The 13,063-nt window shown below is 57.9% G+C and carries 12 protein-coding genes; 6 read left to right on the top strand and 6 right to left on the bottom strand.

What is annotated here, in order from left to right; translation table 11 throughout:
* Window positions 1-111: 111 nt before the first annotated feature.
* From KMP13_RS04170 to coxB, 5 genes are all read right to left on the bottom strand, one after another.
* Window positions 112-924 carry a cytochrome c oxidase subunit 3 gene (locus KMP13_RS04170; RefSeq protein ID WP_215264303.1) on the bottom strand — a complete coding sequence of 271 codons (813 nt, stop codon included), beginning with the start codon at window positions 922-924 and terminating at the stop codon, window positions 112-114.
* Between the two features lie 11 nt (window positions 925-935).
* Entirely contained in the window at window positions 936-1,523 is a 588-nt protein-coding gene (locus KMP13_RS04165; RefSeq protein WP_215264302.1) for a cytochrome c oxidase assembly protein, read from the bottom strand.
* Window positions 1,523-1,690, bottom strand: coding sequence for a cytochrome C oxidase assembly protein (locus KMP13_RS04160; protein ID WP_215264301.1), 168 nt, complete (start codon window positions 1,688-1,690; stop codon window positions 1,523-1,525). Before KMP13_RS04160 ends, KMP13_RS04165 begins: the two co-directional genes overlap by 1 nt.
* 4 nt (window positions 1,691-1,694) lie before the next feature.
* Complete coding sequence (cyoE, locus tag KMP13_RS04155) at window positions 1,695-2,636, bottom strand: heme o synthase (protein WP_215264300.1); 942 nt, start codon at window positions 2,634-2,636, stop codon at window positions 1,695-1,697.
* 113 nt (window positions 2,637-2,749) lie between these two features.
* Window positions 2,750-3,589, bottom strand: coding sequence for a cytochrome c oxidase subunit II (gene coxB / locus KMP13_RS04150; RefSeq protein WP_215264299.1), 840 nt, complete (start codon window positions 3,587-3,589; stop codon window positions 2,750-2,752).
* Between the two features lie 194 nt (window positions 3,590-3,783).
* Between coxB and tldD the strand changes: the two genes are divergently transcribed.
* The 3 genes from tldD to topA all read left to right on the top strand — a co-directional run bounded on the left by tldD (window position 3,784) and on the right by topA (window position 9,475).
* Window positions 3,784-5,205 (top strand): metalloprotease TldD, encoded by a 1,422-nt coding sequence (gene tldD / locus KMP13_RS04145; protein WP_215264298.1) that lies wholly within the window; start codon window positions 3,784-3,786, stop codon window positions 5,203-5,205.
* A 238-nt stretch (window positions 5,206-5,443) separates the two neighbouring features.
* Window positions 5,444-6,595 (top strand): DNA-processing protein DprA, encoded by a 1,152-nt coding sequence (gene dprA / locus KMP13_RS04140; protein ID WP_215264297.1) that lies wholly within the window; start codon window positions 5,444-5,446, stop codon window positions 6,593-6,595.
* Between the two features lie 210 nt (window positions 6,596-6,805).
* Window positions 6,806-9,475: a type I DNA topoisomerase gene (topA, locus tag KMP13_RS04135; RefSeq protein ID WP_215264296.1), complete on the top strand. Its 2,670-nt coding sequence runs from the start codon at window positions 6,806-6,808 to the stop codon at window positions 9,473-9,475.
* A 27-nt stretch (window positions 9,476-9,502) separates the two neighbouring features.
* Here the strand turns inward: topA and KMP13_RS04130 are convergent, their stop codons facing one another.
* The gene (locus KMP13_RS04130) at window positions 9,503-10,732 is read right to left on the bottom strand and encodes a Hint domain-containing protein (RefSeq protein WP_215264295.1); all 1,230 of its coding nucleotides are present in this window, start codon (window positions 10,730-10,732) and stop codon (window positions 9,503-9,505) included.
* Between the two features lie 288 nt (window positions 10,733-11,020).
* On the opposite strand from KMP13_RS04130, the gene KMP13_RS04125 reads away from it, so the two are divergent.
* From KMP13_RS04125 to KMP13_RS04115, 3 genes are all read left to right on the top strand, one after another.
* Entirely contained in the window at window positions 11,021-11,743 is a 723-nt protein-coding gene (locus tag KMP13_RS04125) for a CoA transferase subunit A (RefSeq protein ID WP_215264294.1), read from the top strand.
* Entirely contained in the window at window positions 11,743-12,372 is a 630-nt protein-coding gene (locus KMP13_RS04120) for a 3-oxoacid CoA-transferase subunit B (protein WP_215264293.1), read from the top strand. The genes KMP13_RS04125 and KMP13_RS04120 overlap by 1 nt, the downstream gene beginning before the upstream one ends.
* Before the next feature lie 318 nt (window positions 12,373-12,690).
* On the top strand, window positions 12,691-13,063 hold a 373-nt coding region (locus KMP13_RS04115), incomplete at its 3' end, for a phage integrase N-terminal SAM-like domain-containing protein (protein ID WP_215264292.1).

Raw genomic sequence — 13,063 nt, 5'->3', positions numbered from 1 at the left:
CGGCAAAGGCGCGCAAGGTCTGTGCCCCACGCGCCTTTGGTAGATAATTGGCCTTTGCGGCATTGAAAACCACAAAGATGTATTCGTTACACTTCGTGTGGCGGCCCGAGCTTAGAGGCCCGAGGTGCCCCAGATGTAGACGGCCACAAACAGGAAGAGCCAGACCACATCAACAAAGTGCCAGTACCAGGCTGCGGCCTCGAAACCGACGTGCTGTTCCGGGGTGAAATCCCCCTTCATCGCCCGGATCAGACAGACCGTCAGGAAGGCGGTCCCGATCAGCACGTGGAAGCCGTGGAAACCGGTGGCCATGAAGAAGTTCGAGTAGAACTCATCGCCGCCAAATTCCCAACCTTCGTGCAGGATCAGTTCGGCGTATTCATAGCCTTGCAGGAACGTAAAGAAGACACCCAATGCGATACCGATCGACAGACCCTGGATCAGCGACTTGCGGTCGTTGTTGTGCACCAGCGCGTGGTGCGCCCAGGTGACAGCACAGCCCGACAGCAGCAGGACCAGCGTGTTGATCAGCGGCAGGTGGAACGGGTCAACCGCGTGGATGTTCGGCGCGATATATTCGGCACCGACGTAGCTTTCCATCGGGTAGATCGCATGTTTGAAGAACGACCAGAACCAGGCGACAAAGAACATGACTTCGGACATCACAAAAAGGATGAAGCCATAGCGTAGACCGATGCGGACAACCGTGGTGTGGTCACCCTGACGGGATTCTATCACCACTTCGCGCCACCAGCCGTACATGGTGTACAAAACCATCGCAAAGCCGACCCAGAAGGCCGCCGATGTGATGCCCTGCATCCAAAGCACCGCGCCAAACAGCATGATGAACGCACCGACCGAAGCCACGAGGGGCCAGATGGACGGTGGTAGAATATGATAATCGTGATTTTTAGCGTGCGCCATTTAAGTGTCCCTCACCTAGCGACCGAGTTCTTGTTTTCATCTGCGCCGACCTCCAGAGCCGCGTACCCTTCGGGCAGATCGCTCTCATAGAACGTGTACGATAATGTAATCGTATGCACGTATTTCGCGTCCGGATCCTCGACGATTTCGGGATCCACAAAGAAGGTTACGGGCATTTGCACCCGCTCCCCTGGTTGCAAGACCTGCTCTTCAAAACAAAAGCAAGCAATCTTGTCGAAATATCCACCGGCCGAATAGGGCGTCACATTGAACGACGCCATGCCCGCGATGGGCCGGTCGGTGGGGTTGTATGCTTCATAGAAGGCCAGACCGGTTTCGCCGATCTTCAGCTCCATCTCACGGGCGACGGGTTTGAACTCCCACGGCATGCCGCGCTCTTTGGAGGCGTCAAACCGCACCGTGATTTTTTGGTCAAGAATGGTGTCGGATCCCGCCTCGGCCACGCCTGTGACGCCGCCAAAGCCGGTCACCCGGCAGAACCAGTCGTAAAACGGCACCGACGCCCAGGCCAGCCCGCCCATCAGACACACAACACCAACCAGTTGCAGAACGGTTTTTTGTTGCGCGCTTGCGGCCATCAGTTGGTCCCCTGCGACAGCTCGGAGGGGAAATTGAACCCGTTGGAGGTCACTTTGACCATGGTCAGGGCCAGAACCAGCACGACAAATCCGCCCAAGACCAGCCCAAGACCGATATTGCGCCCTTTGCGACGGCTGTGCAGCTCATGTTCTTTGTTCAGTGCCATTGGCTTACCAGCCTCCCAGACCGAAGGGTTTCAGAAGCGTTTCCGCAAGAATCGCGCCGAAATGCAGGAAGAGATATAGCAGCGAAAGTTTGAAGAAGCTGCGCTCAACCTTGAAATTATCCGCTTCGCTGGCGATCTCGTCCCGGCGGGAAATCCGCAAGGCGCCCAGCAGGAACAATGCGTTCAGGACAACCGCCACGGCCATATAGATCGGACCACCGATGCTGGTGAAGCCGGTGCCAATCGCCAGCACCGCCAGCAGCACCGTGTAGGCCAGGATATGCAGGCGAGTGGTGCGGCGACCATGGGTCACGGTCAACATCGGCACGCCCGCGTCGTCGTAGTCGTTGCGCATAAACAGCGCCAGCGCCCAGAAATGCGGCGGGGTCCACATAAAGGTCAGGGCGAACATCAACCAAGGCTCCAGCGACATGGATCCGGTCGCAGCGATCCAGCCGATGACCGGAGGAAAGGCCCCAGCCGCGCCGCCAATGACGATGTTTTGCGGCGTCGAACGTTTCAGCCACATGGTATAGATCACCACGTAGAAGAAAATGGTGAAGGCCAGAAAGGCCCCGGCAAAGATATTGGTCGCCAGCGCCAGCATAATGACCGACAGGCCCGACAGGGCGATGCCGAATGTCATCGCTTCGGGGGCTGTGATCTTACCTGCGGGGATCGGGCGCTTTTTGGTGCGTTTCATGATGCGGTCGATATCCGCATCCCACCACATGTTCAGCGCGCCGGACGCGCCGCCGCCAATGGCAATAAAAAGGATCGCGCAGAAGCCGACTACGGGATGCACCGAAACCGGCGCTGCCAACAGACCCACAAGGGCCGTGAACACCACCAGCGACATCACACGTGGCTTCAGCAGGGCGAAATAATCACCAAAGCTGGCCTCGTCCTCATACACGGTGCTGGCGTGAAGGCTTGCGTCTGTCATAGTCCTCGGGTCTTTCGTCTACACAACAGGGCCGGTGGCGGCCCTGCATATGTTGCTCCGTCTGGCGCCGCTCCCGTTTGAGGGCGACGCTCTGTGCGGTTCAGCCAACCGGCTTACTTGGCTGCGACCTCATACGTCTGGGGCAGGCCCGCGTATTCGTCGATCGCACCATTCAGCCAGGCGTCATAGGCTTCTTCGCTGACCACTTTGACGGTGATCGGCATATAGGCGTGGTCCTTACCGCAAAGTTCGGAACACTGGCCAAAGTAGATGCCTTCACGCTCAGCCTTGAACCACAGTTCGGCCAGACGACCGGGCACCGCGTCCTGCTTTACGCCAAACGCCGGGATGGTCCAGGAGTGGATCACGTCCGCGCCGGTGATCTGCATCACAACAGTCTTGTTCACGGGAACAACAACGGCGGTGTCGGTGGCCAGCAAATATTCATCCGGCGCATACCCGTTCTCTTCCAGCTCTTCCTTCGCCAGCATGAAGCTTTCGAATTCGAACTCGTGGTCCACATATTCATACCCCCAGTACCACTGGTAGCCGGTGACCTTGATGGTCAGGTCAGCCTTTGGGATCACCTGCTGGCGGAACAGTTCCGGCAAGCTGAAGGAGCCGATAAACACCAGGATGATGATCGGGATCACGGTCCAGGCGATTTCAACCGGTGTATGGTGGCTAAAGTTCGCCGGGGTTGGGTTGGCCTTGCGGTTAAAGCGCACGATGGCCCAGACCAGAAGTCCGGCCACAAAAACGCAGACGATTGTGATGATGATCAAAATCATCGCATCAAGTTTCTGAAGCCCCTCTGCCAATTCAGTGGCAGGTGGCTGGAACCCGAGCCCGCCATCGACGGGTTTACCAACGGTCTCCAGAGCCTCCTGAGCCATGGCGGGAACAGTCAAAAGGCCAGAAAAAAGGCCCCCTAGCATCAAAGCATTCTTCATTACGCTGTCCTGATCGTTTGATCGCATCTAATGTTGAGGCGGGTCATAGCAGAATTCCTCCCGAATCCGCAAACTGCCTCTAACCTATTGTCTTTGATCCCGATCAAAATCATATTCCTTTGCACAGTTAAAGAGAAATGCTCGCGGCAAACCGTCGCTTTTCTTGATTTATTTCAATAAACCCGAGGACCCTGATGGACCATTCCGACTTTCGTCCCTTTGAAACCAGCCTCCCCGAAACTGAGGCTCTGGCGGTTTTGAAAACTGCGCTCGACGGGGCGCAAGATGGTGAAATCTTTGCAGAAAGACGTAAATCGGAATCACTGGTTTTTGATGACGGACGCCTGCGTTCGGCCAATTACGACGCCTCAGAAGGCTTTGGTCTGCGCGCAATCAACCAAGATGTTGCCGGTTACGCACACTCGACAGATTTGTCGGTTGCTTCACTGAAGCGTGCTGCAGATACAGCACGACTGGCGGTTGGCGATGGTGGCGGCACCTGGGCAGACGCTCCACAAGCCACAAATACCCGGCTCTACTCCGAGACAGATCCGATCAGCGCCCTGCCCTTTCCGGTCAAAGTGGAGACGTTGCGCGAAATTGATGCATATGCCCGCGATCTGGACCCGCGTGTGGTTCAGGTGACGGCCGCGCTGGCGGCATCTTTGCAAGAGGTTGAGATTCTGCGCCCTGATGGCGTGCGCATTCGCGATGTGCGCCCGATGACCCGGTTGAATGTCTCCCTGATCGTCGAAGAAAACGGTCGCCGCGAAAGCGGCTCGGCAGGCGGTGGTGGCCGTGTTGGTCTAGATGGGTTGATTGATCCCCAGGACTGGCAGGGCAAAGTGCAAGAATCGCTGCGTATCGCGCTGGTGAATCTGACAGCGGTTCCGGCGCCTGCGGGCGTCATGGAAGTTGTGCTTGGCCCCGGCTGGCCCGGCATCTTACTGCACGAAGCGATTGGCCACGGGTTGGAAGGCGACTTCAACCGCAAAGGCTCGTCTGCGTTTGCGGGTCTGATGGGCGAACGTATTGCCGCCCCCGGTGTCACCGTTCTGGACGATGGAACGATCCCCGATCGGCGCGGCTCGATCACCGTGGATGACGAGGGCACGCCCAGCCAGAAGAACACCTTGATCGAGGACGGTATCCTGGTTGGGTTCATGCAGGACCGGCAGAACGCCCGCCTGATGGGGGTCGAGCCCACTGGCAATGGCCGCCGTCAAAGCTATGCCCACGCCCCCATGCCGCGGATGACCAACACGTATATGCTGGGCGGCACGGCGGATCCCGATGATCTGGTGAAAGACATGAAAGACGGTATCTGGGCCGTTGGGTTTGGCGGTGGTCAGGTCGACATCACCAATGGCAAATTCGTCTTTAGCTGTACCGAGGCGTATCGGGTGAAAAACGGCCGCATCGGCGACCCGGTAAAAGGTGCCACGTTAATAGGTGACGGGGCGACCGCGCTCAAACAGATCCGTGCGCTTGGCAATGATATGGCGCTTGACCCCGGCATGGGCAATTGCGGCAAAGCGGGTCAATGGGTGCCCGTGGGCGTCGGCCAGCCCAGCGTTTTGATGGATGGTTTGACCGTTGGCGGTTCTGCCACCTAAGCGCGTTACATTAACCACGCCACAGACCCGTTACCGAAGGGCGGCGCCCTATTAAGCGTCGCCCTGTTGCATTTTAACGATTGCTTTTCCCCATAAAACACAGGGGATATGGCGTATTTCCAAGCGTAATTTCGATTCAAACCCTTTTTCAGAAAAAACAACGAAAAAGCGATCTACGTTCACCTGCTGTTAACCTCCCCAAACGTATTCATGATAGTGCAACAGGGCGGAGCCTAGGATGATCGAAGGAAACATTTCTTCCACTCACCCCCCACTCCCACCCACCACGGAAGATACCCGATTTTCCTGGCTTCGTCTGTTGCGCTCACGGCGTGTCGGTCCGGTGACGTTTCACCGCCTGATTAACACATACGGTTCAGCGCAGAATGCGCTGGAAGCGTTGCCAAAAATGGCGCGCGATGCTGGTGTCAAAGGCTATGAAATATGCCCTGCCAGCAAGGTGACCGCCGAATTAAATGCCGCAAAAGCCGCCAAAGCGCGGCTTTTGTGCTTTGGAGATCCGGACTACCCCGCCCTCTTAAAAGACCTGCCAGATGCGCCGCCCATCCTGTGGGCCATCGGGGATCTGTCGCTGTTGCAGCGCCCATCGCTGGCCTTGGTTGGTGCGCGCAATGCGTCATCGCTGGGCTTGCGGATGGCACGCGCCCTGGCGCGCGACCTTGGCGAGGCGGGCTATGTCGTTGCTTCCGGTCTTGCACGCGGCATCGACACCGCCGCGCATGAGGCCGCGCTGGAACACGGCACCATTGCGGTTATGGCCGGCGGCGTGGACGTGATTTACCCGACTGACAACACCAAACTGGCAAATGACATCGCGGACCAAGGTCTGCGCCTGTCAGAACAGCCGATGGGACTGGCCCCAATGGCGCGCCATTTCCCCAAACGCAATCGCATTATCGCAGGCCTCGCCCGCGCCCTTGTGGTGGTTGAGGCCGCAACCCGATCCGGCAGTCTGATTACCGCACGTGATGCGTTGGATCTGGGGCGGGAGGTGATGGCGGTTCCGGGTCATCCCTTTGATGCGCGTGCATCGGGCTGCAACCTGTTGATCCGCGACGGGGCGCTACTGGTACGCGGGGCGCGCGACGTGTTGGAGGCTTTGCCGCCCGATCACGTGGTCACGCCCAAGCCTGCGCTAAAAGATCTGCCCCCGCCGCCGCCAGAACGGCGTGATTTGCGCGAAACGGCTGCGATTCACCAAGAGATTCTTCAACGATTGGGCCCCTCCCCCACGGCCGAAGATCAATTAATTCGCGAAATCGCCGCCCCTGCGCGAGATGTCGCACCCGCCTTAACCGAGCTTGAAATGAAGGGTGATGTGGATCGCCAACCGGGCGGCTTGATCTGTCTAAAGTTCGACAAATCCTGAACATGCCCAAGGGATTGCCCATTGTCTGCGTCGATGTCGGCGTAAATCTGCACCATCCAGCGCTCGCATGCCAAAAAGCCTTCGTTTCGGCCTGCACCACGATTGACCGCGGCAACGAATTGATGCAGTCGGATTGACATTCAGCCCTTGCGCACCACACTTTGCCCGGCCATAGAACGCGCCGAATACGTCCGAAGAGGTCTTTAATTTATGCCAGTTGTCGTCGTCGAATCACCGGCCAAAGCAAAAACAATCAACAAATACCTTGGCTCCGACTATACGGTCTTGGCATCTTATGGACATGTTCGGGACTTGCCGGCCAAGAACGGTTCAGTAGATCCAGACGAAGAATTCGCAATGACATGGGAGATCGGCACCGATAGCCGCAAGCATGTCAAAGCCATCGCCGATGCGTTGAAAGACGATGACGAACTGATCCTCGCAACTGACCCCGATCGCGAAGGGGAGGCCATCAGCTGGCACTTGCAGGAAGCGCTGACCAAACGCCGGTCGATCAAGAAATCCACCAGCGTCAGCCGGGTGACATTTAATGCAATCACCAAAGAGGCCGTGACCGAGGCGATGCGCAACCCGCGTCAGGTCGACATGCCTCTGGTGGAGGCCTATCTGGCACGGCGTGCGCTGGACTATCTGGTTGGCTTCAACCTCTCGCCTGTGTTGTGGCGCAAACTGCCCGGTGCGCGGTCGGCGGGTCGGGTGCAATCGGTCTGCCTGCGTTTGATTGTTGAGCGCGAGATGGAGATTGAAGCGTTCAACCCACGTGAATACTGGTCTGTCAAAGCCCAGATGGCGACGCCGCGCGGTCAAAACTTCGAGGCCCGCCTGACGGTTCTGGGCGGTGACAAGCTGGATAAATTTGATCTGGCCAATTCCACCGCAGCAGAGCTGGCGGTTCAGGCGGTGGAGGCGCGTGATTTCACCGCACGCTCGGTTGAGGCCAAACCAGCCTCGCGCAACCCGTCGGCGCCGTTTATGACCTCGACCCTGCAGCAGGAAGCCAGCCGCAAGTTCGGCATGGGTGCGCGCCAATGTATGAATACCGCGCAGCGCCTTTATGAGGCCGGGCTGATCACCTATATGCGGACCGATGGTATCGACATGGCCCCCGAAGCCGTGACCGAGGCCCGTGCTGAGATCACGAAACGCTACGGCGCTGAATATGTGCCCTCTGAGCCGCGTATTTATAAGAACAAGGCCAAGAACGCGCAGGAAGCGCACGAATGTATCCGCCCCACCGACATGAGCCGCGATGCGGCCTCGCTGAAGGTCTCCGAGGACGACCAGCGCAAGCTCTACGACCTGATCTGGAAACGGACGCTGGCCTGTCAGATGGCCGGTGCGCGACTGGAACGTACCACCGTCGATATCGCGTCGGCGGATGCGCAGGTTGTGCTGCGCGCCACCGGTCAGGTGATGCTGTTTGACGGCTTTATGCGCGTCTACGAAGAAGGCCGCGATGACGTCGTCTCTGACGATGATGACAAGCGTCTGCCGCAGATCATGCAAGGTGAGGCGATCAAATTCGCAGGCTCCCTGCAGGGCGACTTTGACAAGGCAGGCAGTGACGCGGCCATTCTGGCAACCAACACCTCTGTTCTGGCGCTGCAGCACCACACAATGCCCCCGCCGCGCTATACCGAGGCGACGCTGGTCAAACGGATGGAAGAGCTGGGCATTGGCCGCCCCTCGACCTATGCCTCTGTTATCACCACGATCCAGGACCGCGACTATGTCCGCAAGGACAAGAACCGCCTGTTCCCCGAGGACAAGGGCCGGATCGTTACGATCTTTTTGCTGAACTTCTTCCGCAAATATGTGGGCTACACGTTTACGGCGGAACTGGAAGATCAGCTCGATGATGTCTCGGCCGGCGATCACGACTACAAAGAGGTGCTGGGTCAGTTCTGGCGCGACTTCTCTGCCGCAATTTCCGAGACCTCCGATCTGCGCATTTCCCAAGTTCTGGACGTGCTGGATGACGCGCTTGCACCGCAACTGTATCCGCCGCGCGAAGATGGCACCGATGCGCGTGCTTGCCCGAAATGTGGCGCCGGTCAGCTGCACCTCAAATCGTCGCGCACCGGCGGGTTTGTCGGCTGTGGCAACTATCCCGAATGTAACTACACCCGCCCGATTTCTGGCGAAGGCGCCGAAGGGTACGAACGCATCCTCGGCACCGATGATGGCGATGAGATCCACCTGAAATCGGGGCGTTTTGGCCCCTATGTTCAGCGTGGTGAGCCCACGCCCGAGAACAAGAAACCGCCGCGGTCTTCCTTGCCCAAACAGAACAAAGACTACCTGCCGGGCTGGGGCCCCAATGACGTCACGCTGGAACAGGCGGTCACCCTGCTGACGCTGCCGCGCGAGATCGGCAAACACCCGGATGGCGGCGTCGTGGCCTCGAACCTGGGGCGTTTTGGCCCCTATCTGATGCACCAGCTGCCAGATGAGGAAAAACCCGTCTATGTGAACCTCAAAGAGACCATGGATGTCTTTGAGATCGGCATGAACCGCGCCACCGAGATGATCGCCGAGAAACGCGCCAATCCCGGACGTGGACGCCGTGCCGCGGCCAAAGCGTTGAAGGAATTGGGTGAACACCCCGATGGCGGCGGCGCGATCCAGATCATGGACGGGCGCTACGGCCCTTATGTGAAATGGGAAAAGGTCAACGCGACCCTGCCCAAAGACACCGAACCCAAAGATGTGACGGTTGAAATGGCCGTGGCCCTGATTGCCGAGAAAGCTGGCAAGAAGGCTCCGAAAAAGAAAGCGGCGGCCAAAAAGACCACTGCAAAGAAGAAAACCACCACCAAAAAGACCTCAACCACCGCCAAAAAGGCGGATGCTGAGTAAAGCACCGGGGTGCGCGACCCCGCCGGTTTAATTCTGGCGGGGCGGTATGACCGTGACGGTGGCTTGGGGTACCACACTGTCCACCAACGCGGGTGCAGCATTGGCATAACAACGCACCGCTGCTGCGCGCCGCGTGTCCGCGCGTCGTCTCCACGCACCGGTTGACGCGGCGCGTGTCAGGCAATGCCCCTCCAGCGCTGGTTGTTTTGCACGGCAAAGACGCTCCACCAATTTCTCAGCCCTGGCCCCCTCAACACATCGCCGTGCCGTCTTGGGCTTGCCGTCCTGGAACACCAGCGACGGTTGATGCACAAAAAGGTCACGCCGATTGCGGTCCGGCAATGCCGACAGCGCCATGGGCCCCGGCAGAAAGCTTTCGACCAAGGCGCTGTCGGCAAACAGAACCTCATGCGCGCGGGTCATAACATGCCAATAGGTCAAGGCGCGGTGCACACTGCATTGGCTGATATTGGGCAGGCCCAGCAGTTTTTTGGCGGGCACAAGGACTTGTGGCTGATCAAACATCTGCAGCGCAATCTCGGACGCCACGACAACCCGGTGTTGGGGCGACACATAGAGCGGCCGTTTGGGCCATCCCATCCCCAAAGCACCGGTGCCAATCCGGATCGGTGCCTCAGACGCGCCCGAGACCACATGCTGGCACCCCATCCAGACAATCGGCTGTAGCCCGTGATCCAGGGTCTGCACCAGATCGCCGATCTCCAACTGTTCCACCGGCACCTCACCGCCCACGGACATCAATTGTGTGCCTTCCAAAAAGCTGGTGACAAAATTGCTTGCCTCCAGGTTGGAACACAGCCAGGCCATCTTGTCCTGGGCCAGACGATCAATGGTCACCGACCGCACTGCCTGCGCCGCAACAGCTGCATCCTGGCGGCCGGGCGTCAGAAACAACCGCCCCAGATCGTCCTGCAAAACATACATGCGCGCCTGGATGCGTTCGGCATCGACGGTTTGAATGGTCACGTGGTATTCCAAAGCCCCATCCATCGGATCCTGTTCAGGCACCGCAATCAGCGGATGGAGCTCTTGTGGTGTGCTGGCGGAAAAAAAGCCCTCATCCGGGCTGAAATCTTCCAACAACACTGTCTCATGTGATTGAAGCAGCGGCGCAGCTCCGCTGCCATATGTATTGCCGACTAGTGAAAAGGCTTGCGCCACAGACCAATTACCATCGTATGTGTCCAGCTCGGCATCACTGCCGAGATAGAACGCATCTATCGCGTAGTCAGACATTTTAATCCCCCATGGATCTTATGCCAGTGTCCGGACGAATTCGTAACAAATGGTTAATTTGTTGATAATTTATGTTCGCAAAATTTACGTATAAATACGTATTTTTGGCCAATTTTGGACAAAAATCACCGCCAAATCGTTAACGCATGCGAAATAATGATTAAAACCGTGAGCTGTGCGGCGGCGCAGCGTGAATCCGTAGTAATACCCGAATCTCTCAGTATTCTTGACTTTACCCCCCGCTGGGCGCGACAACTTGGCCAGAAATTCTGTAGTCGGGAGGACTCCATGAAGAAAGTGCATTCCACCGCCGCCGAAGCCCTTGATGGGCTGCTCAACGACGGCATGTTTATTGCGGCGGGTGGCTTTGGCCTTTGCGGCATTCCAGAGCTCCTTCTGGACGCAATCAAAGACGCCGGCACCAAGGATCTGACATTTGCCTCCAACAATGCGGGCGTGGATGATTTTGGCATCGGCATCCTGCTGCAAACGCGTCAGGTGAAAAAGATGATCTCGTCCTATGTGGGCGAAAATGCTGAGTTCATGCGTCAGTATCTGTCTGGTGAGCTGGAACTGGAATTCAATCCGCAGGGCACGCTGGCCGAACGTATGCGCGCCGGCGGTGCGGGCATACCCGGCTTTTTCACCCGGACCGGGGTTGGCACCGTGATCGCCGAAGGCAAGATGGAGAAGCAATTCCCCACCGGCTCCGACGGCGCCATGGAAGACTATATTATGGAAGAAGGCATCTTTGCCGATATCTCCATTGTCAAAGCCTGGAAAGCGGATGAGACCGGCAACCTTGTCTTCCGCAAGACCGCGCGCAATTTCAACGTCCCCGCCGCAACCTGTGGCAAGGTCTGTATTGCCGAAGTTGAAGAGATTGTGCCCACCGGCTCGCTGGACCCCGATACGATCCACCTGCCCGGCATCTATGTGCACCGCATCATTCAAGGTGATCATGAAAAGCGCATTGAACAGCGGACCGTACGTGCAAAGGAGGACGTGTAATGCCTTGGGATCGTAATCAAATGGCGGCACGCGCCGCACAAGAGCTGCAAGACGGCTGGTATGTGAACCTCGGCATCGGCATTCCGACGCTGGTGTCCAACTACATCCCCGAAGGCGTCGAAGTGACCCTGCAGTCCGAAAACGGCATGCTGGGCATGGGCCCTTTCCCCATTGAGGGCGAAGAAGACGCGGATCTGATCAACGCAGGCAAGCAAACCATCACCGAATTGCCGCAAACCGCCTATTTCGACTCGGCGCAGTCATTCGCCATGATCCGCGGTGGCAAGATCGCCATGGCGATCCTGGGCGCGATGGAAGTGGCCGAAAACGGAGACCTCGCCAACTGGATGATCCCCGGCAAGCTGGTCAAGGGCATGGGAGGCGCAATGGATCTGGTGGCCGGCGTGGGCCGTGTGGTTGTGGTTATGGATCACACCAACAAACACGGTGTCTCCAAGCTGCTGAAAGCCTGCACCCTGCCGCTGACCGGCAAGGGCGTTGTCGACCGCATCATCACCAACCTCGGCGTTCTCGACGTTGTTGAGGGCGGCCTGAAGGTGGTTGAACTGGCCGACGGCGTCTCCATGGACGACATGGTCACCGCAACCGAGGCAACCTTGGTCGCATAAGCGACAACCGTTCACACCAAACAGACACAAGGGTCGCACACCACACGCGGCCCTTGTTTCGTTGCGCATGTGTTACTGCGGATGGTCAAACGATCCAGACTTGGCGCAGCGGCAAGATTGAACAGGTCGTTGCCGTGGACGCTGGAGTTCAGAGGCAAAGCTGAAATTGCGCCAATGCCTGCTGAGCGGACGAAGCCGCTGGCGCGGCAATGGCGCTTGCTGCGGTTGTTGTGCGCTGACTTTGGCGGTGTGGATTTTGAGATCTAGCGAACCTGTCTGACGATTGAGCCTTCTCAATCAACGGACAGGAGAGTTTCCATGACACATGAGAAGACAACCCCGCTGCGTGAGCGGATGATCGAAGACATGCGCATCCATGAGATGGGCGATAAAGCGCAAAAGGCCCATATCCGGTCGATCAAGGATTTTGCCGGGTTGCTGAAGAGGTCACCGGACACGGCCACGCCTGACGATCTGCGTGCCTATCAGCTTCACATGACAGATACTGGGGTCACGCCGCCTACATATAATGCGCGGATCATGGCGCTGAGGTTCCTGTTTGGGAAGACCTGCGGACGTGAAGATATGAAGCGCTACATGCAGTTCCGCACTCAGCCGCGTAATCTGCCGGTGGTGCTGAGTATCGAAGATGTTTCGGAGTTGCTTGCTGCCGCGCCCGGACCTGGACTGA

The sequence above is a fragment of the Epibacterium ulvae genome (assembly GCF_018678075.1).
Classification (GTDB): Bacteria; Pseudomonadota; Alphaproteobacteria; order Rhodobacterales; family Rhodobacteraceae; genus Epibacterium; species Epibacterium ulvae_A.
Note: the sequence above shows the minus strand (reverse complement) of the source record. Positions and strands in the feature narration are given on the sequence as shown.